The 21,197-nt window shown below is 71.8% G+C and carries 18 protein-coding genes; 4 read left to right on the top strand and 14 right to left on the bottom strand.

From position 1 onward, the window contains the following. Positions 1–14 precede the first annotated feature (14 nt). The 6 genes from O7620_RS28885 to O7620_RS28860 all read right to left on the bottom strand — a co-directional run bounded on the left by O7620_RS28885 (position 15) and on the right by O7620_RS28860 (position 5,807). Complete coding sequence (locus O7620_RS28885; RefSeq protein WP_278126293.1) at positions 15–1,523, bottom strand: NADH-quinone oxidoreductase subunit M; 1,509 nt, start codon at positions 1,521–1,523, stop codon at positions 15–17. Beyond that, complete coding sequence (locus O7620_RS28880) at positions 1,520–3,454, bottom strand: NADH-quinone oxidoreductase subunit L (protein ID WP_278126291.1); 1,935 nt, start codon at positions 3,452–3,454, stop codon at positions 1,520–1,522. The genes O7620_RS28885 and O7620_RS28880 overlap by 4 nt, the downstream gene beginning before the upstream one ends. Further along, a complete protein-coding gene (nuoK, locus tag O7620_RS28875) occupies positions 3,451–3,804 on the bottom strand; it encodes an NADH-quinone oxidoreductase subunit NuoK (RefSeq protein ID WP_278126290.1) in 354 nt (117 codons plus the stop codon). The genes O7620_RS28880 and nuoK overlap by 4 nt, the downstream gene beginning before the upstream one ends. After that, positions 3,801–4,358: an NADH-quinone oxidoreductase subunit J gene (locus tag O7620_RS28870; RefSeq protein WP_151488729.1), complete on the bottom strand. Its 558-nt coding sequence runs from the start codon at positions 4,356–4,358 to the stop codon at positions 3,801–3,803. Before O7620_RS28870 ends, nuoK begins: the two co-directional genes overlap by 4 nt. Before the next feature lie 25 nt (positions 4,359–4,383). Then, positions 4,384–4,995: an NADH-quinone oxidoreductase subunit I gene (locus tag O7620_RS28865; RefSeq protein ID WP_151488728.1), complete on the bottom strand. Its 612-nt coding sequence runs from the start codon at positions 4,993–4,995 to the stop codon at positions 4,384–4,386. Positions 4,996–5,378: 383 nt separating this feature from the next. Then, positions 5,379–5,807, bottom strand: a complete 429-nt coding sequence (locus tag O7620_RS28860) for an ester cyclase (protein ID WP_151488727.1) — start codon at positions 5,805–5,807, stop codon at positions 5,379–5,381. 78 nt (positions 5,808–5,885) lie between these two features. Here O7620_RS28860 and O7620_RS28855 point away from each other — a divergent pair, with 78 nt between their 5' ends. Further along, entirely contained in the window at positions 5,886–6,905 is a 1,020-nt protein-coding gene (locus tag O7620_RS28855; protein WP_278126288.1) for a glutathione S-transferase C-terminal domain-containing protein, read from the top strand. Between the two features lie 193 nt (positions 6,906–7,098). On the opposite strand, the gene O7620_RS28850 is transcribed toward O7620_RS28855, so the two are convergent. Both O7620_RS28850 and O7620_RS28845 read right to left on the bottom strand, forming a co-directional pair. Continuing rightward, entirely contained in the window at positions 7,099–8,061 is a 963-nt protein-coding gene (locus O7620_RS28850; RefSeq protein WP_139588231.1) for a complex I subunit 1 family protein, read from the bottom strand. After that, positions 8,061–8,855, bottom strand: coding sequence for an NADH-quinone oxidoreductase subunit C (locus O7620_RS28845; protein WP_278126286.1), 795 nt, complete (start codon positions 8,853–8,855; stop codon positions 8,061–8,063). The genes O7620_RS28850 and O7620_RS28845 overlap by 1 nt, the downstream gene beginning before the upstream one ends. Positions 8,856–8,951: 96 nt before the next feature. On the opposite strand from O7620_RS28845, the gene O7620_RS28840 reads away from it, so the two are divergent. Then, a complete protein-coding gene (locus O7620_RS28840; RefSeq protein ID WP_278126284.1) occupies positions 8,952–9,998 on the top strand; it encodes a glucose 1-dehydrogenase in 1,047 nt (348 codons plus the stop codon). Between the two features lie 16 nt (positions 9,999–10,014). Here the strand turns inward: O7620_RS28840 and O7620_RS28835 are convergent, their stop codons facing one another. The 5 genes from O7620_RS28835 to O7620_RS28815 form a co-directional block, all read right to left on the bottom strand. Next, positions 10,015–11,331, bottom strand: a complete 1,317-nt coding sequence (locus O7620_RS28835) for a DUF2252 domain-containing protein (RefSeq protein ID WP_278126282.1) — start codon at positions 11,329–11,331, stop codon at positions 10,015–10,017. Positions 11,332–11,366: 35 nt separating this feature from the next. Further along, on the bottom strand, positions 11,367–11,948 hold the full coding sequence (locus O7620_RS28830) for an NADH-quinone oxidoreductase subunit B (RefSeq protein ID WP_151493145.1): 582 nt from the start codon (positions 11,946–11,948) through the stop codon (positions 11,367–11,369). A 2,643-nt stretch (positions 11,949–14,591) separates the two neighbouring features. Further along, on the bottom strand, positions 14,592–16,076 hold the full coding sequence (locus tag O7620_RS28825; RefSeq protein ID WP_278126280.1) for an aminotransferase class V-fold PLP-dependent enzyme: 1,485 nt from the start codon (positions 16,074–16,076) through the stop codon (positions 14,592–14,594). Positions 16,077–16,103: 27 nt separating this feature from the next. After that, the gene (locus O7620_RS28820; protein ID WP_278126279.1) at positions 16,104–17,522 is read right to left on the bottom strand and encodes an MFS transporter; all 1,419 of its coding nucleotides are present in this window, start codon (positions 17,520–17,522) and stop codon (positions 16,104–16,106) included. Between the two features lie 11 nt (positions 17,523–17,533). Beyond that, positions 17,534–17,869 carry an MGMT family protein gene (locus O7620_RS28815; protein ID WP_278126277.1) on the bottom strand — a complete coding sequence of 112 codons (336 nt, stop codon included), beginning with the start codon at positions 17,867–17,869 and terminating at the stop codon, positions 17,534–17,536. A 13-nt stretch (positions 17,870–17,882) separates the two neighbouring features. On the opposite strand from O7620_RS28815, the gene proB reads away from it, so the two are divergent. Then, positions 17,883–19,040: a glutamate 5-kinase gene (gene proB / locus O7620_RS28810; protein ID WP_278126275.1), complete on the top strand. Its 1,158-nt coding sequence runs from the start codon at positions 17,883–17,885 to the stop codon at positions 19,038–19,040. A gap of 10 nt (positions 19,041–19,050) precedes the next feature. Further along, positions 19,051–20,292, top strand: a complete 1,242-nt coding sequence (locus O7620_RS28805; protein WP_278126273.1) for a glutamate-5-semialdehyde dehydrogenase — start codon at positions 19,051–19,053, stop codon at positions 20,290–20,292. Here O7620_RS28805 and O7620_RS28800 read toward each other — a convergent pair. Then, positions 20,289–21,176, bottom strand: coding sequence for a prenyltransferase/squalene oxidase repeat-containing protein (locus O7620_RS28800; RefSeq protein ID WP_278127194.1), 888 nt, complete (start codon positions 21,174–21,176; stop codon positions 20,289–20,291). The two genes, O7620_RS28805 and O7620_RS28800, sit on opposite strands and share 4 nt — an antisense overlap. Positions 21,177–21,197 lie beyond the last annotated feature (21 nt).

Genomic DNA, 21,197 nt, shown 5'->3' with positions numbered 1-21,197 from the left:
CGCACTCCTCGCGCTCACCGGGACACCACCCCGATCAGGGCGTCGACGGGCGCCTCGGCGACGCCGAGGACCAGAGCCGGTGCCAGTCCGATGGCCAACGCCAGCAGCACCAGCGGCACCCACGCGGTCAGCTCCGCACCGGCCAGGCCGGCACCGACCCCGCCGACCGCCGGACTCGGCCGGCCGTGGGTGACCTGGCGCAGCAGCCGCAGGAAGTACGCGGCGGTGAGCGCGCCGCCGACCGCCGCCAGCACCCCGAGGGTCGTCCACAGCGGGCCGCCCCGCTGGATCGCCGCGACCACCGCGAACGCCTCCCCCCAGAAGCCGGCCAGCCCGGGCAGGCCGAGCGACGCGACCGCCGCGAACGCCAGCAGGCCGGCCAGCCGGGGCGCGGTCTCCCGCAGCCCGGACAGCTCGGCGAGAGTGCCCGTGCCGGTACGGTCCTTCACGGCACCCGCCAGGAAGAACAGCAGTCCGGTGATCACGCCGTGCGCGACGTTGCCGATCAGCGCCGCCTGGATGCCGGTGGCGGTCAACGTGGCGACGCCCAGCAGCACGAACCCCATGTGCCCCACGCTGGAGTACGCGATCAGCCGTTTGACGTCCGCCTGGGCCAGGCACACCAGCGAACCGACGAGGATCGCGGCGACGGCCAGCACGCCCAGCACCGGGGCCGCCCAGCGCGCGCCCTCCGGCGCCACGCCCACCGCCACCCGGATCAGGCCGTACGTGCCCATCTTGAGCAGCACCCCGGCGAGCACGACACTGCCCACCGTGGGCGCCTGGGTGTGCGCGTCGGGCAGCCACGAGTGCAGCGGCCAAAGCGGACTCTTCACCGCGAAGGCCAACGCCAGCAGGGTGAACGCGGCCAGTTGGGTACCCCGGGACAACCCGTCGCCCCCGGTCAGCGCCACCACGTCGGCGGTACCGGCGGCCGCGACCACCACGTACACGCCGACCAGCAGCAACACCGACCCGAACAGGGTGTACAGCGTGAACTTGCGGGCCGCCCGACGCCGGTCCGGGCCACCCCAGCCGGCGATGATCGCGTACATCGGCAGCAGGACGACCTCGAAGAAGAGGAAGAACAACACCAGGTCCAGTGCGAGGAACGTGCCCAGGATGCCCACCTCGACCACCAGCAGCAGCGCCACCAACGCCCGGCCGCTGCCGCCGTCGGGCACCCGCCACATCGTGTACGCGCAGCAGAGCAGCGTGAGCAGCGCGGTCAACACCACCAACGGCCAGGAGATGCCGTCGACACCGAGATGGAAACGCAGCTCGAGGCCGGGCACCCAGGGCAGGTCGAGCTGGTGCCACGGGCGCACCGCCGGCTCGCCCGCCGACCACGCCACCCAACTCCGCCCGCCGAACACCAGCGGCACCGCAGCCAGCAGGGTCAGCGCCGCCGCGACCGTGCCGACCAGCCGGGCCGCCCGGTCCCGGGGTGTCGCCGCCACCGCGACCGCACCCAGCGCCGGCACCGCCAGGACGGCCACCAGCAACACCTGTCCAACGGTCATCGGTTGGCTCCGATCAGGGCGGCGGCCAGGCCGATCAGCAGCGCGCCGGCCAGCACACCGGCGGCGGCCCGGGGCAGCGCGGCCCGGTGCAGCGCCGCCAGCCCGGCACCCAGACCGGACGCGGCCCGCCCGCTGCCCTCGACGGCGCCGTCCACCACCACCTCGTCGCCGGTACGCGCGGCGCGGGCCAGCGCCCGGACGGGGCGTACGACGAGGGTGCGCTGGACGTCGTCGAGCCGGAACGCGCGGGCGAAGACCGGCCGCAGCGGACCCAGCGCGGACGCCGGATCGGCGGCCGTGTCCCGACGCCAGCCCACCGCCACCAGCCCCGCCCCGACCACCAGCAGCGCCAACGGCAGCAGCGCCTCCGGCCCGACGTGGACCAGCCCGTCCTCGGAGCCCGCCACCGGCACGGTGGCGAACCGCAGCCGATCGGCGAACGCCCCGACGAAACCGGCCAGGCCGAGCAGCGCGGCCGGCACGGCCAGCAGCAGCACCGGCCAGCGCAGCAGCGCCGGCGGGTCGTGCGGGGCGACCAGCGGCAGCCGGGGCTCGCCGAAGAAGGCCCGCAGCAGCAGCCGGCCCGCGTACCAGGCGGTGACCGCCACGCCGACCAGCCCGGCGATCCAGACCAGCCAGCCCACCCAGGACGGCGCCGGGCCGGTGCCCTCCAGCGCGGCCGACTCGGCGACCGTCAGCACGCCGTCCTTGCTCCAGAAGCCGGCCAGCGGCGGCACACCGGCCAACGCGCCCAGGCCCACCACCGTGCACCAGAAGGTCACCGGCATGCTGCGCCGCAGGCCGCCCATCTCCGACATCAGGGTGGTGCCCACGGCGTGGATCACCGCGCCGGCGGCGAGGAACAGCAGCGCCTTGAACGCGGCGTGGGTGAGCAGGTGGAACAGCGCCGCCGACGGTGAACCGACCGCCAGCGCGCCGGTCATGTAGCCCAACTGGGAGACGGTCGACCAGGCCAGCACCCGCTTGATGTCGTCCTGGGAGGTGGCGGCGAGCGCACCGAGCAGCAGGGTGATCGCGCCGAGCACCCCCAGCACGGTCAGCGTCACCGGCGCGGCCGTGAACAGCGGATAGAGGCGGGCCACCGCGTACACCCCGGCGGCGACCATCGTCGCCGCGTGGATCAGCGCGGAGATCGGCGTCGGGCCGGCCATCGCGTCCGGCAGCCAGGTGTGCAGCGGGAACTGCGCGCTCTTGCCGGCCACCCCGGCCAGCAGCAGCAGACCGGCGGCCGTCAACGTCGCGCCGGAGTGGTCGTGGGTGAGCACGTCGGTGATCCGGAAACTGCCCGTCGACACGCCGAGCAGGGCGATGCCGAGCAGGAACCCGACGTCACCCACCCGGGTCACCAGGAACGCCTTCATGGCGGCGGCGGGTGCGCCGGCCAGTCGGCGGTCGTGGGCGATGAGCAGGTACGAGCAGAGGCCCATCACCTCCCACCCGACCAGCAGCATGATCAGGTCACCGGCGACAACCACGAGCAGCATGGCGCCGGTGAAGAGGCTGATCTGCGCCGCGTACGGCGGGTAGCGGTGGTCGACGTCGACGTCGTCGTGCGGGCCGCGCCGCAGGTAGCCGATCGAGTAGACCTGCACGGCCAGGGCGACCGCGGTGACCGCCACCGCGACGAGTGCGGCCGCGCCGTCCAGCCGGACACCCAGGGTCACCATCAGCCCGCCGATGTCGACCCAGGTGGTGGACGTCTGCGTCGGACCGTCGACCGTCACCAGCAGGGCGACGGCCAGCGCCAACGCGACGGCCGCGCCGGCCACCCCCAGCGTCACGGCGGCCGTCCGGGCCCGGTCCCCGCCGGCCGCACCACCCCGGTGCCGCGGAGCCGGTGGCAGCAGCAGGCCGAGCAGGCCGGCGACCAGCGGTACGGCGGGCAGCAACGCCCCGAGCAGACCCGTCACCGGCCCGCCTCCACATCCTGGCCGACGGCCCGCGTCGACACGGCAGGCTCGGTCAACGCCACCTCATCCACCGCCACGGTGGCCCGCAGCCGGTAGAGCTGAAGGACGATCGCCAGCCCCACCCCGATCTCGGCGGCGGCGAGGACGATGACGAACAGCGCGAAGACCTGCCCCGAGTGCGGGAGCACGGCGCGGGCGGTCGTGTCGGCGGTGACCAGGATCAGGTTGACCGCGTTGAGCATCAACTCGACCGCCATCAGCACCAGCACGGCGTTGCGGCGGCGCAGCACGCCGTACACGCCGAGGCCGAACAGCAGGGCGGCGGTGACGTACGGGATGACCGGCCTCACCGGCGACCCCCGGTCGTCACGTCGACCCCGCTGCGGGCCGTGCTGTCGGCCGGGCGAGGGCGGCCGATGTCCGGGCGGGACAACACCACCGCGCCGACCAGTGCCGACAGCAGCAGCACCGAGAGCACCTCGAACGGCAGCACCCAGGACTGGAAGATCTGCTCCCCCAGCCGCTCCGCGCTGCCCGCACCGGGCAGCTCGACCGTGCCCCACCGGTACGCGTCGACCAGCAGAACGGTCAACCCCAGCCCCGCGCCGCCCCCGATCAGGGCGGCCGGCCAGCCGGGCCGGTCCAGGTCGTCGGAGGCCCCGATCGGCGCCCGGGTCAGCATCACCGCGAACAGCAGCAACACCACCACCGCGCCCACATAGATCAGCACCTGCACCCAGGCCACCAACTCGGCGCCGAGCACCAGATAGTCACCGGCCAGCGCGCCCAGACAGACCACCAGGTAGAGACCGGCCCGGACCAGATGTTTCGTCGTCACCACCAGCACGCCGGAACCGACCGCCACCGCGCCGAGCGCGAGCAGCAGCACATCCGCCCCGGTCACCGGGCCACCCCAGCGGCTCGGGCGCTCACGAGGCGGGACCCGGGTCGACGTCGGGCTCCGGGCGTACCGATGAAGGGGCCGGACGTGCGGCGGACGCCTTGCGGGCGGCGGACGTCTCCTCCTTGGCCGGCTCGCCGTTCGGGTCGTGCGCCGGCGGCGGCGGGACGGTGGCCATCCACTGGCCGAGGTGGTCCTTGTCGTGCAGCAGGTCCTTGATGTCGTACTCGGCGTACTCGAACTCCGGTGACCAGTAGAGCGCGTCGAACGGGCAGACCTCGATGCAGATACCGCAGTACATGCAGAGCGAGAAGTCGATGTCGAACTTGTCGAGCACGTTGCGCTGGCGGGGGCGGGCGGCGCCCGGCACCGCCACCTCCTCCTTGTGCGAGTCGATGTAGATGCACCAGTCCGGACACTCGCGGGCGCAGAGCATGCAGACCGTGCAGTTCTCCTCGGACAGCGCGATCACGCCACGCGAGCGGGGCGGCAGCTCGGGGGCGACGTCCGGGTACTGCTGGGTGGTCGAGCGGCTGGTCATCGTCTTGAGGGTGACCGCCAGCCCCTTCACCAGGCCCGCGCCGGGAAGGCCGCGCTCGCTGGCGTCACCGCGCTCGCTGGGGTCGCTCATGTCGACCATCCTGCCCTGTGGCCTCGGCACGCGCGACCACCACCCACAGGTCGACGACCCCAGGGTGTACCCGGGAAGCGCGAACCGCGCGGAGAATCGATGACGACCGAACTGGACATGTTTCACACCCCGGCCGGCGGCTGGACCACCGATGGTCTCGACAGACTCCCCGACGGCATTCTGCTCGTGCCAGCGCCTCCTCGAACCTCGCACCAGTGGGTCGCGGCACATCTCATGACAGCGCTACTGGCGGATCGAGACGGAGGGTGGCGCGCTGGAGGTCGTCACCTACCGGATCGACGCGGTGAACGAGGTCTACACCGAGACGGGGCGGTGGACGACCTTCGTCGGCACCGGCGAGCCCTTCCCGATCAACCTGCCGATCAGCCGGATCACGCCCCGGGTCCGCTGACCACGGCCGGTGGGAGCATCTCGACGCCGAGCTGCTGAAGCAGCTGGAACAGCTCGTTGCAACTCCACACCTCGACGATCCGGCCCGCCGCGTCGAAGCGCAGGAACGTCGCACCCGAGTAGCTGACCACCTGACCGGTGGGCGGCACCGGCCCGAACTGCCCGGCCTGGGTGCCGGCCGCCCGCCAGTGCACGGCCACCCGCTCACCCGCCGCCACCACGTCCACGATCTTGTAGCGCAGGTCCGGGAAGGCCGCCCGCCGCTCGCGGTGCCAGGCCAACGTCGCCTCCGGCCCGGTCCCGCCCAGCCCGGGGCACTCGTCGGCGACCAGCTCGTACGCCGACTCCTCCCGGCGGGAGTTCCACACGTCGGCGATGAACCGCCGGGCCGCCGCCTCCACATCCGTCACCTCGGCAGGGTAGCCGGACACCCAGCCGTAGATCCGTGAGGATTGGGTAGAGGACAGTGCGCGAACCGGGAGGGCGACGTGGGCGAGCAAACAGGCGGTAAGTACGTCGAGCCGGGTGGCGAGTTCACCCGGGACCAGCGGTACATCGCGACCCGGATCACCAAGGACGGGCGCGACGGGTACCCGGTGGAGCCCGGCCGGTACCGGCTGGCGGTCAGCCGAGCCTGCCCGTGGGCCAACCGGCTGATCATCGTGCGGCGCCTGCTCGGCCTGGAGGACGCCATCTCGATGGCGGTGGCCGGCCCGACCCACGACGCCCGGAGCTGGACCTTCGACCTCGACCCGGACGGCCGCGACCCGGTGCTCGGCATCGAGCGCATCCAGGAGGCGTACTTCAAGCGCTTCCCCGGCTACGAGCGCGGCATCACCGTGCCGGCGATCGTGGACGTGCCGACCGGGCAGGTGGTGACCAACGACTACGCCCAGATGAGCCTGGACCTGTCCACACAGTGGGCCGCGTACCACCGCGAGGGCGCACCTCAGCTCTACCCCGAGCACCTGCGGGAGCAGATCGACGAGGTCAACGCCGTGGTGTTCCGCGACGTCAACAACGGGGTCTACCGGTGTGGCTTCGCGGGCAGCCAGGAGGCGTACGACAAGGCGTACCACCAACTCTTCGACCGACTGGACTGGCTGACCGGGCGGCTGACCGACCAGCGTTACCTGGTCGGCGACACGATCACCGAGGCCGACGTGCGGCTGTTCACCACGCTGGTCCGCTTCGACCCGGTCTACCACGGTCACTTCAAGTGCAACCGGCAGAAGCTGAGCGAGATGCCGGTGCTGTGGGCGTACGCCCGGGACCTGTTCCAGACCCCCGGGTTCGGCGACACCATCGACTTCGACCACATCAAGCGGCACTACTACGAGGTGCACCGCGACATCAACCCGACCGGCATCGTGCCGCTCGGCCCGGACCTGTCCAACTGGCTCACGCCGCACGGCCGCGAGTCGCTGGGTGGCCGCCCCTTCGGCGACGGCACCCCACCCCCACCCCCCGTCGAGCCGGTAGACCCCGCCCACACTCCGCTGCGCTGACCGGAGACCCACGGGCCCCGCGCCGCGCCGCGCCGCCGCCTGCGGCGAGCGGGACGGTGGAGTCGCCGCAAGATCGTGCTAGATCTTGGATGTAGTGGCCTCCCGGAACACCGAGGCCACTACAACCAGGATCGAGCGCGATCATGCGGGGGGCGCGGGCGCGCGGCAGGCGCGGGCGGGGGCGCGGACGGGGCTACAGGGCTACGCGGACGGCTGCCGTGAGGACCAGTTGCGCGAGGGAGGCCGGCACCAGGACCAGCCAGCAGAGTCGTTGCAGCTGGTCCTCGCGGAGCCGGGGGTAGGAGACCCGGAGCCAGATGATCACGAAGGCCACGGCGAACACCTTGAGCAGCGTCCAGAGCCAGCCGAGCTGATCGTCGGCGAACGGGCCCTGCCAGCCGCCGAGGAACAGCACCGTGGTGAGCGCGGCGATCACCACGATGCCGACGTACTCGGCGAGCAGGAAGAAGGCGAAGCGCAACCCCGTGTACTCGGTCATGTAGCCGAAGACCAGCTCCGAGTCGGCCACCGGCATGTCGAACGGTGGCCGGCGGATCTCGGCCAGTCCGGCGACGAAGAAAATGATCATGGCGGGCGCCTGCCAGAGCAGCCACCACGGCTGCCACGCCTCGACGATGCCGGACAGGCTGAGCGTGCCCGCCGCCATCGCCACCGAGGCGGCGGCCAGCACCAGCGGCAGCTCGTAGCCGAGCAGTTGCGCGGCCCCGCGCAGCCCACCGAGCAGGCTGTACTTGTTGGCCGACGCCCACGCCGACATGAGCACCGCCACCACCCCGACACCGACCACGGCCAGCACGAAGAACAGGCCGATGTCCAGAGGTTGCCCGACCAGGTCGTTCGGGCCGAGCGGGATGACCAGCAGCACCAGCAGGTAGGGCACCAGGGCCACCGCCGGGGCCAGCCGGAACACCGCCCGGTCCGCCTCGCGCGGGGTGACGTCCTCCTTCTGCACGAACTTGACGCCGTCGGCCACCAGCTGCGCCCAGCCGTGGAAGCCGCCCGCGTACATCGGACCGAGCCGGCCCTGCATGTGCGCCATCACCTTGTGCTCGGTCTGGCCGACCAGCAGCGGCAGGGTGAGGAACGCGACCAGCACACCGCCCACCCGCAGCACCAGCTCCACCCAGAGCGGCATCAGCGCGTACCCCCGTCGTCGTCGGTGCCGTCGGCCGCCGGCGGGTCCGCGACCGGATCGGGCCGCGCGGACCCCGCAGGGCCGTCGGCGGTGCCGGCGGGCCGGGGAGTACGCGCCGGACGGGCCCCCGGCGCCGGCCGCGCGGGCCGCTCACCGGCCGGTCGGGCCGGGGTGCCGCCGCGCGGGCCCTCCCCCACACCGCCCGCGCCCGCCGGGGTGGGCGTGCTGCCCCACTCGCCCGGAGCGGGCACACCCGGCGGGCGGATCGGCCGACGGCCACCGCCGGCCTCCGACTCGCCCGGTTCCTTCGCACCCGGCCACGGCTTGGCCACCCGCGAGGCGAGCACGAACTCCTTGCGCAGCGGATGGCCCTCGAACTCCGGCGGCAGCAGCAGTGGTCGCAGCTCCCCGTGGCCGGTGAAGCCGATGCCGAACATCTCGTGCGTCTCCCGTTCGTGCCAGGCCGCCCCCGGGTAGACGTCCACCACCGAGGGCACTGTGGGTGCGTCGCGGGGCACCCGGGTGCGCAGCAGCACCCCGTGCCGCAGCCGCGTCGACCAGAGGTGCGCCACCACGTCGAAGCCCTCGGCCAGCTCGTCCACGGCCGACAGCCAGTCGAAGAAGTCGCAGGCCAACTCGTCGTCGTCGCGGGCCGTGCGCAGCGCCTCCGACCAGGTCGCCGGCGGAACGTCGACGGTGGCGCGGGCGAACCGCTGCCCGCCGGAGACCGACGGGGTCGCCTCGACCGGCGCGAGCAGCGCGACCAGCCGAGCGCCGACCTCTTCGGGAGTCATGCCGCTGATCCTAGTGCGGGCCCGACCCGCGCCGACCCGCCGTCGATCTGCCGGCTTTGCCAGGCGGCGCGGCGGCCGGCGGGGAAAGATGAGGGCGTGCGCGCTGTCACTGTGAGACCCGGAGTCGCCAACTCGCTGAGCCTCGTCGAGGATCAGCCTGAGCCAGCGGCCGAGGAGGGTTCCGTCCTGGTGGAGGCGCTGGCGGTGGGCATCTGCGGCACCGACCACGAGATCATCTCCGGGGCGTACGGCGAGGCGCCGCCGGGAGCGGACCGCCTGGTCATCGGGCACGAGTCCCTGGGTCGGGTGATCAAGGATTCCAGCGGCACCCTGCAACCCGGTGACCTGGTGGCCGGCATCGTCCGGCATCCCGACCCGGTGCCCTGCCCGAACTGCGCGGTCGGCGAGTGGGACATGTGCCGCAACGGTCAGTACACCGAACACGGCATCAAGGCACTGCCCGGGTTCGCCCGCGACCGCTGGCGTATCGAGCCCCGGTTCGCGGTCGGGCTCGACCCGGCGCTGGCCCAGGTCGGCGTGCTGCTCGAACCGACCAGCGTGGTGGCCAAGGCGTGGGACCACATCGAGCGGATCGGGCACCGGGCCGAGTGGCAGCCACAGACCGTCCTGGTCACCGGGGCCGGACCGATCGGGCTGCTGGCCGCCCTGCTCGGCAGCCAGCGCGGGCTCTCCGTGCACGTGCTGGACCGGGCCACCGACGGGCCGAAGCCGGAGCTGGTCGCCGGGCTCGGCGCCACGTACCACGCGGTGCCGGTCAACGACCTGCCGTTCGAGCCGGACGTGGTGATCGAGTGCACCGGCGCACCCACGGTCGTCCTCGACGTCATGTGCAAGGCAGCGCCCACCGGGATCGTCTGCCTGGCCGGCGTGTCCAGCGGCGGCCGCAGCATCGACTTCGACGCCGGAGCGCTCAACCGGGCCCTGGTGCTGGAGAACAACGTGGTGTTCGGCTCGGTGAACGCCAACCGGCGGCACTGGACCATGGCCGCGCAGGCACTCACCCGCGCCGACCAGGTCTGGCTCTCGTCACTGATCACCCGCCGGGTGCCGGTCAACAGGTACGCCGACGCGTACACCGCCGGGCCGGACGACATCAAGGTGGTGCTGGAGTTCGCCTCCTGAGCGACGTCGCGGCGGATCAGATGCCAGGCAGCCGGCCGTTGCGGAACAGGTCGACGAAGAGCTGATGGTCCTGCCGGGCGCGCACCCCGTACGCGTGCGCGAACTCCACCAGGTGGGTGACGAATCCCGACTCGTCGACGCCCACCGCGGCGACGATCGCCTCCTCGGTGGAGTAGTCCACCAGGTCGTGACTGGACTCGTCGTCGGCAACCGAGTGCATCCGGGCCACCGCCCGACCCAGGTCGACGAGCACCCCGCTCAGGTCCTCCGGCTCGTTGACGTCCGACCAGTCCAGGTCGGCGGCGTACGGGGAGACCTCGGCGACGAGCTGACCGGCCCCGTCCAGCTCGGTGAAGCCCAGCCACGGGTCGGCGTGCGCCTGCAATGCCCGCTGCGACTCGGCGGTCCGGTGCCCCTGGTGCTGGAAGTAGTCGCGGACCGTCTCGTCGGTGACGTACCGCGCCACCGCCGGCACCTGCGCCTGCTTCATATAGATGACGACATCGTTCTCCAGGGCCTCGGTGTGCCCCTCCAACAGCAGGTTGTACGACGGCAGCCCGGCCGAGCCGATGCCCACCCCCTTGCGCAGCACCACGTCCTTGATCCGGGCCGCCACCGGGCGCAGCCGTGCCGCGGCGGCGGGCAGGGTGCCCAGGTACTCCTCGAAGGCGGCGCGAACCTTGTCCCGGGTCGCGTCGTCGATCTCGAAGACCCCGTCGCCGACCGAGAACCGCCGCTCGTAGTTGTCGACGGTGGTCTGCGCGGCGAGCAGGTCGACGCGCGTGTTGAGCCGCGCCTGCTGGAGGACCCGGCGCAGCACCCCGTCGGCGTTCTCCAAAGTGATCGAGCCGATCGCGTCGTCTCCGCCGGCGGCGATGGCCCGCAGCTCGGTCAGGTACGAGCGGGCGAAGCCCGCCACCAGCTCACCGATCACCGTGTCGGAGAGCGCCTTGCCGTAGCCGAGCAGCGCCACACTGGCCGCGAAGCGTCGCAGGTCCCAGGTGAACGGCCCGACGTACGCCTCGTCGAAGTCGTTGACGTTGAACACCAGGTGCCCGGAGGCGTTCATGTACGTGCCGAAGTTCTCCGCGTGCAGGTCACCGTGGATCCACACCCGGCTGGTCCGCTCGTCGAGGAACCGGTCGTCGGCGAAGTCGCCGAGCTGGTCGGCGTAGAACAGCGCGGCGCTGCCCCGGTAGAAGGCGAACGGCGACGCGGCCATCTTGCGGAACTTGCGCCGGAAGGCGGCCGGGTCGATGGCCATCGATGCGCCGAACTCCTCGGTGAGCACGTCGATGATGTGGGCGGACCGCTGGTCCACTGAGCTGCTCATGAAGCGCAGGCTAGCCCGGCCCGGCCACCCCGGTGTCAACCGGCGGCGGGTGGGCGTACCGGCGGGGCGGTGAGCGAGTCGACGGAGCGCGCGGCGGCGGCTTCGCGGGGCGGGGCGTCCAGCGGCGCGGCGAGCAGATCCCGCTGCGGCACGCCGCCGATGCCGGACTGCTCGGCGGCGATCTTCTCCTGCAGGCGCAGGATGCCGTGCAGCAGCGCCTCCGGTCGGGGCGGGCAGCCGGGCACGTACACGTCGACCGGGATGAGCTGGTCGACGCCCTTGGTCACCGAGTACGAATCCCAGTAGGGGCCGCCGCAGTTGGAGCAGGCGCCGAACGAGATGACGTACTTCGGCTCGGGCATCTGGTCGTACAGCCGCTTGATGGCCGGGGCCATCTTGTCGGTGACCGTGCCGGAGACGACCATGAGGTCGGCCTGCCGGGGGCCGTGGGCGAACGGGATCACGCCGAGCCGGATGAAGTCGTGCCGACCCATGCTGGTCGCGATGAACTCGATCGCGCAGCAGGCCAGGCCAAAGTTGAACACCCAGAGTGAGTAGCGGCGCCCCCAGTTCAGCACGAACCGGATCGGCTCACCGAGCACTGCCGGTAGCTGCACGCCTGCCCCCTTCTGTCCTCCACCCGACAGTCAACCACAGGGTCCGGCCGCTTCACCGGGAGCGGCGAGCGCCCGTGCTGCTCGACTCGGCGCACCGTCCATCCCGGCCCGGCCGGCACGGCTGGCAGGGCCGGGATGGACACTGAGGTTCCCCCGATAACGCGGAGGCGTTCGGCGTCGCTGCTGGTGGTGCCCGGCCGGCGCCGGTCTCGGCCTTCTTCACCCACGTGCGCAACGTCTCGGGATGAACCCCGAGTTGGCCCGCGATCCGGCGGATCGGGCTGACCGGAGACGCCGGTCCCGGCGGGCCTCGACCGTCAGCCGGGTCGCACGCTCACACAGCTCGGGGCCCTGCCCCTGGCCCCGATCCTGCTCCTTGCCCATACCCATACTGCTGCTGTTGAGCCGCAGAATATCCACCTCCCGTCCCGCTCCGGGAGATGGAAGGATAATAAGGAGTGGCAGAACGAAGGCTCGCGGCCTGCTGACCACCCCAGTTCATCGCCGGTGCAGCGCTAGGCGGTGCAGAACCATACTGGCTGGAGGACGGATACCCCGACGCCCCGTAGGCAGCCGAGGTCGAAGGGCCAGACAGCGGTGCGGAAGCGACCGGCGCGCGCGTGGGGCTGAAGTGTGCGGCGGCGCCAACCCCAGGATGTTCCGGCGAGTAGACGCCTTCCTCGGTCGACCTCGCGGAGGCCTGGCGGGTCTGGTAGTCATCGGCTGGGAGGGCGGGACGGTGGTACATTTCTCGATCCACGTACGCAGGCGCGTTCTTGGCAACCCACTGTGCGAGTGTTTGCGTCCTTAGCACGGGGCGGGGGGCTGCGCCCCAGGTCCGCGACGGCGTCGGGACGGGCGCCGGCGCCGGCGCCGGTGAGCCGGGGTGCGATCCCGGGATGACGCCCGGTGATGCGACAGGCGAGGGAGCAGCAGGCGCGGCAGGCGAAGGCGCGGTTGCTGCCCGAGTCGCGGGCGAGCCTGATGCCGCGAGAGGGGGTGGCACCAGATAGGGAGGGGGTACGCGCGGTGCTTGCTGGGCTTGGCTGTCGAGTGCCGCGGCGCGCCTCACATTCAGGCGATTTACGCTCGGTCCGGCCTGTGAGGCTGACGGCCCGCCGGCGGGGGCGGCGACGACGCGGCTGACCTGCTCGTAGCCGGCGTGCATCGGCAACGTCGGCGATGTGTTGCTGGTGGAAGCAGAGGTGGCGCTGGTGGAAGCACGCAGCCACGCATATCTTTTGCTGGCACCAGCCGCTGCCAGGGCAGTTTCATTCATGGTCGACGCCGAAACTTGTCGCTGCTTTGCCTTGTTTATGAGCTCCTGCTCTTCAGGCGTGAACGTAACCCCGTTCCCTCCAGAAACCCAGCTATTCAGGGTCCTCTCGTCCACCTTATATTGCCGCTCATAGTCGGCATAACTCATGGCGGGGCCGCTCTGATTCGCAGCCGCCCACGCCAAGGCATGGCTCTTGCGTTCGCTGACCGTGAATTGCCTATGGGCCCAATACTGCTTTGCCTTGTTTATGAGCTCCTGCTCTTGAGGCGTGAACGCAACCCCGCTCCCTCCAGAAACCCAGCTATTCAGGGTCCTCTCGTCCACCTTATATTGCCGCTCATAGTCGATATAACTCATGGCGGGGCCGCTCTGATTCGCAGCCGCCCACGCCAAGGCATGGCTCTTGCGTTCGCTGACCGTGAATTGAGTACGAGTATTGACCACATGCTGCTTTGCCTTGTTTATGAGCTCCTGCTCTTGAGGCGTGAACGTAACCCCGGCCCCTCCAGAAACCCAGCCACTCAGGGTGTCGGGGTGTAACTTGTACCGCCGCGCATAGTCGGTATACCCCATGACGGCGCCATTTTGATTCGCATGCGCCCACCTCAAGGCATGGTTCTTGCGGACGGAGAGCTCATACTGATCGGACGCATGCCTCCTTGCCGTGTCTATGAGCGCCTGCTGGTCAGCCGTGAACGTAACACCACTGATCCCGTCGGATATCCATCTACCCAGTGTCGAATTGGGAATAGAGTATGTCGCTGCATACTCCGTAATACTCACATCGTGGCCACTCTGATTCGCAGCGGCCCATCGCAAAACATGGCGCTTGCTCTCATCTCTTTCATGGGCCCTGCTCTCATCTCTTTCCATTCCTAGTTAGCCGCCTTTGCAGTCAGATTTCGAAGTCTTCCTACTACACAACGGATGCGCGGGGCCCGCCGGTTCAACCTCGATCGGGCCTGTCATCCGAACAGGGCTATCGCGTAGTCAGTTGGGGGGTGTCCGACCTGGGGGGTGGGGATGGGATCAGTGAGGTCAGGGTCCAGGTAGGACGGGTGCGACCCTTTGGTGATCATGGAGTTTACGAAGACCCATGACCCAGAACAGGACCGTACCCGGGCGCAGCAGCGAGTCGATGTCGACGAACATGCTCAGGACCGACACCGCACCACGCACCCTGGCTACCTTCCGTAACCTAGCTATCGGAACCAAACCGGCTCGCCGGACGCGCCAACATCGCCCACGCCCGCCATGACCTCCACGGCCGCGCTGAGGTCTTCACCGTCTACGGCATCTAGCAAACCATTACCAAGTCGGACAGAAGGAGACAACGAAGGGCACTGGGGGCGGAGCACCGTTGTTCAGTCGTCCACGCCCCATCTGGGGTGTTGCAGCAGGCCAACGAACTCGACCAGCAGCCGCTCGCGCACCGCGGGCGGTGCGGCGTCGAGCAGCGTGTTGACCACCGCCATCCGGTCCGGCGTCGGCGCGCCCCCGGCACTGAGACCGAGCCCGGCGGCGAGACCGGCGACCAGTTCGGGCGTGAGGGCGTCCGGGGTCAGCGACGTCGCCAGCGCGGTCAGTTCGGGCGGGAGGGAGACCGGACCGGCCGTCCGGGCGGCGGCCACCGCGTCGGCCAGGTCCGGCCCGAACTCGGCTACCCGCGGCGCGACCGAGGCGGTCACCGTGAGGTGCACGCTGGCCGGCAGACCGGCGTACGTGAGCTGGGGTTGGGTGTGCCAGCCGCGCGCGGTCAGCTCGTCGACCAGGACGAACAGGTCCGGGCCGCCCTCGGTGGCGGTGAAGCAGACCACCGTCGACTCCGGCTCGGCCATCAGCCGCAGCCCGTCGACGGCGCGGACGGCGTCGGCCAGGCCGGCGACCGCGTCCCGGGTGACGGCGGCCAGCCGCAGGTAGCCGTCGTCGCCGAGGTGCCGCACGGTGGCGTACGCGGCGGCGATCGGCCCGCCCGAGCGGGTGGACGCGATCACCGGGTTGATCATGGTGTAGCCGGGCCAGTCCGCGTACGCGAAGTACTGCGGGGCGCGCAGCGCGGCGTCGCGGTGCAGCAGCACCGACACCCCCTTCGGCGCGTACGCGTACTTGTGCAGGTCCACGGAGATGGAGGTGACGCCGGGCACCGCGAAGTCGAACGCCGGCACCGACTGCCCGAGGCGACGCAGGTAGGGCAGGGTCCAGCCACCGAAGCAGGCGTCCACGTGGCAGCGCACCCCGGGCTCGGCCGCGGCCGCCGCGATCTCGGCGACCGGGTCCACCACCCCGTGCGCGTACGACGGCGCGGAGCAGGCCACGAGCACCGTGTCCGGCCCGATCGCGGCGGCCATCGCGGCCGGGTCGGGGCGCAGCGTGCCCGGGGACACCGGCACCACGTCCACCGCCACCCGCAGGTAGTGCGCCGCCTTCGCGAACGCGGCGTGCGCGGTCGACGGCACCACGATCCGGGGTGCGGCGATCTCCGGGTGGGCGTCCCGGGCCGTCTTGACGGCGAGGATCAGTGACTCGGTACCGCCGCTGGTGACGCTGCCGACGACGTCCGGTGCGGTGGTGCCGGGGCCGCCGCCGAGCACCCGGGCGGCGGCGCCGACAAGCGCGTTCTCCATCGCCAGCAGGGACGGAAACGCGGTCGGGTCGAGGCCGTTGACGTGGGCACTCTCCCGGTGCGCGGCAGCGGCCAACTCGTCGAGCCCCGGCACCGCCGGGTCGTACACGTACGCGAACAGCCGACCCCCGTGCGTGGGCCGGTCCCCAGACCGAAGCCCCCGAACCTCGGAAAGCGCAACGTCAGCGGCAACCCCGGAAGGTAGAACCCTGCTCTCGTCGATCATGAAGTTATGGTGCCCTTCTCGTGACGGTCAACGGCTTTCGTCCCCCACCACAACTCCATGATCGACCGGTCCGTCGGGCGTGGGGGCGCTCGTCGCGGCGGCCAGGGCTGCGGGGGTCAGGGTGTAGCGGCGCAGCAGGAGGATCGGCGGCGTGATCAGGAGCGCGGGGAGGACGGTGAAGCCCAACAGGACCCCCAGGCGGGCGCCGTCGGACTGGGCGGCGGCCGTGCCCGTGTCGGATGACACGTAGCCGGAGAGCTGGAGCACCAGGCCGTAGATGCCTGGGCCGAGCGCCAGGCCGAGCGTCTCCCCGGCGGTCCACAGGCCGGTGAAGACACCCGCCTGACGTCGACCGGTGCGCGCCGTGTCGTACGCGATGCAGTCCGGCAGCATCGCGAACGCGAAGACCTGCTGCCCGGCGTACCCGACGCCGATCAACGCCACCACCAGATAGACGGCGACCGACGGCAGCACCGGCGCGGCGACCAGCACGAACGCCCCAGCACCGAAGAACAGCGAGGCGGCGACCAGCCCGGTCCGCTTGCCCAGTCGGGCACCGACCCGGCTCCAGATCGGCATCACCAGCAGCGCCGGCCCGACGAAGCAGGCGAAGAGCAGGGTCGGGCCGCTCTTCTCGCCGCGCAGGATCTGCCCGGCGAAGTAGTTGACCCCGGCCAGGATGGTCGCCACCCCGGCGGACTGCACGACGAAGCAGATCAGCAGCGCCCGGAACGGCCGGTTGGCGCCGGCCACCGCGAGTTGGGCGCGCAGGGTCGGCTCGCTGCCGCCCACCGTGCCGGACGGCGCGGAACGGGTGCCGACGAACGCGCCGACGGCACCGAGAGCGATGAGCGCCGCCACGAACACGCCCAACCAACGGTGCCCGGCCAGGCCGTCGCCACCGGCGGTCACCACCAGCGGGGCGATCGCGCCGGAGACCAGGATGGTCAACGCCAGCACGGCGATCCGCCAGGTCATCAGGCGGGTGCGTTCGGCGTAGTCGTCGGTCAGCTCCGCCGGCATGGCCACGTACGGCACCTGGAAGAAGGCGAACGCGGTGGCGGTGGCGAGGAAGGCCAGCGCCACGTACGCCGCGGCACCCGCGCCGTGACCGAACGGGGCGGCGAAGATGGCGGCGAAGAGCACGGCGAGCGCGAGACCGGCGACGAGCAGGTACGGCCGGCGGGCGCCCCAGCGCGACCGGGTGCGGTCGGAGATCCGCCCCGCGACGGGGTTGACCAGCACGTCCCATGCCTTCGGCAGCAGGACGAGCAGGGCGGCCAGCCCGGCGGCGACGCCCAGCGTGTCGGTCAGGTACGGCAGCAGCAGCAGACCGGGCACGGTGCCGAACGCGCCGGTGGCCAGGGATCCGAGCGCGTATCCGGCGTGCACAGTCCGGGGCAGCGGACCGGCGGTCGACGAGCCGGTGCCGGGCGGCGTTTTCATGAAGCTGAACGTTACTCACGATTTTCCGGAGGCCACATCCCCTCATCAGGCGACCAACCCGCGGCCGCGATGTCCACCCCCGCACCGCGCAGCGGCACCCCCTCGGCACGCAGACGGGCCTGCGCCTCCCGCTCATGCCCCGGCGGCAGCCGGCCGCTCGCGGTCACCACCCGGTGCCAGGGCACCGAGCCACCGTGCTGCGCCATAATGGCACCCACCAACCGGGCCGACGCGCGCCCCGAGCACTCGGCCAGGGCGTCGGCCACCGCGCCGTACGACATCACCCGACCCACCGGGATCCGCTCGACCAGGTCGAGCACCGCCTCGACGTACTCGTCAGGAGTCACAATCGGCCACCATATGGGAACGCCACCGGGCGCTGCGGCCGTGACCGCGCAGAATGGACGGGTGCGCGACGCAGTCACGGCGGCCCGGCGGGTCGTCGTCAAGATCGGGTCCTCCTCGTTGACCACCGCCACCGGCGGGTTGGCCGACGAGCGGGTCGACGCGCTCGTCGACACCCTCGGGCGGCTCACCGCCGCGGGACGCGAGGTGGTGCTGGTGTCCTCCGGCGCGATCGCCGCCGGCCTGGCCCCGCTCGGGCTGACCCGACGCCCGCGCGACCTGGCCACCCAGCAGGCCGCCGCCAGCGTCGGGCAGGGCCTCCTGATCGGCCGGTACTCGGCCAGCTTCGCCCGGCACGGCCGCACCGTCGGGCAGGTGCTGCTCACCGTCGACGACGTGACCCGGCGCGCGCACTACCGCAACGCGTACCGGACACTGCGCAAGCTGCTCGACCTGCGCGCCGTGCCGATCGTCAACGAGAACGACACAGTGGCCACCGAGGAAATCCGCTTCGGCGACAACGACCGGCTGGCCGCCCTGGTGGCCGCCCTGGTGCACGCCGACCTGCTGGTGCTCCTCTCCGACGTGGACGCCCTCTGGACCGGGGACCCGAGCCGAGCGCACTCCACCCGCATCGCCGAGGTCCGCAGCGACGCCGACCTCGCCGGAATCACCATCGGCGGGGCCGGCCGCTCCGGCGTCGGCACCGGCGGCATGGTGACCAAGGTGGAGGCCGCCCGGATCGCCACCGGCTTCGGCATCCCGGTGGTGCTCACCGCCGCCGACCTGGCCGCACCTGCGTTGGCGGGTGAGCCGGTCGGCACGCTGTTCCATCCGCAGCGGCAACGCCCCACCGCCCGACTGTTCTGGCTCGCCCACGCCACCTCACCCCGAGGTCGGCTGCACCTCGACCCGGGCGCGGTGGCCGCCGTCGTCGGGCGACGCAAGTCGCTGCTGCCCGCCGGCATCACCGCCGTGGACGGCATGTTCACCGCCGGCGACCCGGTGGACCTGGTGGACACGGCCGGCGCGTCGGTCGCCCGAGGGCTGGTCAACTACGACGCGGTGGAACTGCCGGGGCTACTCGGTCGCTCCACCTCCGAACTCGCCGCGGCGCTCGGCCCGGCGTACGAACGGGAGGTCGTTCACCGCGACGACCTGGTGCTGCTCTAAGGAGTCGATGATGAGCGTGACCGAACAGGCGCGACGGGCGCGGGACGCCGCCGCCGACCTGGCCGTGGCCACCCGTACCGTCAAGGACGCCGCGCTGGCCGCGATGGCCGACGCGCTGGTGGCGCGTACCCCGGAGATCCTGACCGCGAACGCGGCGGACCTGGCGGCCGGCCGGGAGGCCGGGCTGAGCGCGGCCGTGCTGGACCGGCTCGCCCTCGACGACGGCCGGGTGGGCGGCATCGCCGACGCGCTGCGCCAGATGGCCGCGCTGCCCGACCCGGTCGGCGAGGTGGTCCGCGGCTCGACCCTGCCCAACGGCCTGGAGCTGCGCCAGATCCGGGTGCCGTTCGGGGTGGTCGGCATCATCTACGAGGCACGGCCGAACGTGACCGTGGACGCCGCCGGCATCTGCCTCAAGTCCGGCAACGCGGCGCTGCTGCGGGGGTCGTCCTCCGCCGCGCACTCCAACGCCGCGCTGGTCGCGGTGCTGCGTGACGCGATCACCGGGGCCGGGCTGCCGGCCGACGCGGTGCAGCTGCTCGACGCCAGCTCCCGCGAGTCGGTCAAGGAGCTGATGCGTGCCCGAGGGCTGGTCGACGTGCTCATCCCGCGCGGCGGCGCGTCGCTGATCCGTACCGTCGTCGAGGAGTCGACCGTGCCGGTGATCGAGACCGGGGTGGGCAACTGCCACGTGTACGTGGACGCCGCCGCCGACGTGGCCCAGGCCGTCGCGGTGACGCTGAACGCCAAGACGCAGCGCCTGTCCACCTGCAACACGGCCGAGTCGCTACTGGTGCACGCCGACGTCGCCGACGCGTTCCTGCCGGCCGTGCTGGCCGCGTTCGCCGAGGCGGGAGTGACCGTGCACGGCTCCCCCGAGGTGGCCGCCTACTCGGCCGCGGTGGTCCCGGCCACCGAGGAGGACTTCGCCACCGAGTACCTGTCGGCGGACATCTCCGTCGCGGTGGTCGACTCGCTGGACGCGGCGGTCACGCACATCCGGCGCTACGGCACCGGGCACACCGAGGCGATCCTCACCGACTCGGCGAGTGCGGCCCGCGAGTTCGTCGCCCGGGTGGATGCGGCAGCCGTGATGGTGAACGCCTCGACCCGGTTCACCGACGGCGGTGAGTTCGGCTTCGGCGCGGAGATCGGCATCTCCACCCAGAAGCTGCACGCCCGCGGCCCGATGGGTCTGCCCGAGCTGACCAGCACCAAGTACGTAGTCACCGGCAACGGCCATCTGCGCTAGGCGGACACCGTCGGGCGGCAGGCCCGGATCGCGGACAGCGTGGTGTGCACGTCGAACTGGTGGCCGTCGTCGCTCTCCCAACCGCCGTCGCTGCGCTGGGTCTCGGCCAGCCGGCGGAGCGCCCGCACCATGATCCAGTCTTGCGCGTCGATGCCGACCCGACGGAGCGTGGCCGCGAGCCAGGCCACGTCGCCCGGGGACATCTTGGGCATCCGCTCGGCGAGCACCACCTGGATCCGTGCCGACTCGTGGAACATGTCCTGCCGGTGCAGCACCGCCGCGCTCAGCCAGCCGGCGGCGAGGAACGACGGCCAGCTGCCGTCCGGGCGTAGCCGTGCCGCGAGCGAGTGGGCGGCCGCCTGGACGACACCGGCGTACGCCCCGCCGACCCGGTGGTCGAGCGGCCCCGAGGCGCGCGCGTCCAGCCCGGCGACGGTGAGCCAGAAGCCCGCGTTGGCGGTGACGAAGAGCTTCGCCTCCGGGTCGCCGGGGCGGGCCCACTCGGGCGCCGAGCCGGCCAGCGAGATGTCCTCGTCCCAGCCACCGTCGGCCTGCTGCCGGGACGCCAGCCAGTCCAGTGCCCTTCGGGCGGCGGGACGGCCCAGCGCGCCCAGGTCGTCCAGCTCGGCGAGCCGGAAGCAGGTGGCGTCGATCGAGGCGACCTCGCCACCCCAGGTCGCCGGCCAACCACCGTCGGAGGACTGACCGACCTCGGCCGTCTCCAACAGCTCGGCGGGCACCGGGGTGCCGTTGCGCAGCCAGGAGAGACGGGCGCGTTCCACCGCATCCCCATGCGCCACGACGAACCCGATCGCGGCATCCAAGTCGACCACGGCGGGAACGCTACCTGCGAAGACGCGATCCCGCCTCGGGGAATCGGCCAGCCGGGAATGGCTGCGTCGCTC

It is taken from the genome of Micromonospora sp. WMMD710 (assembly GCF_029626045.1).
Classification (GTDB): domain Bacteria; phylum Actinomycetota; class Actinomycetes; order Mycobacteriales; family Micromonosporaceae; genus Micromonospora.
Note: the sequence above shows the minus strand (reverse complement) of the source record. Positions and strands in the feature narration are given on the sequence as shown.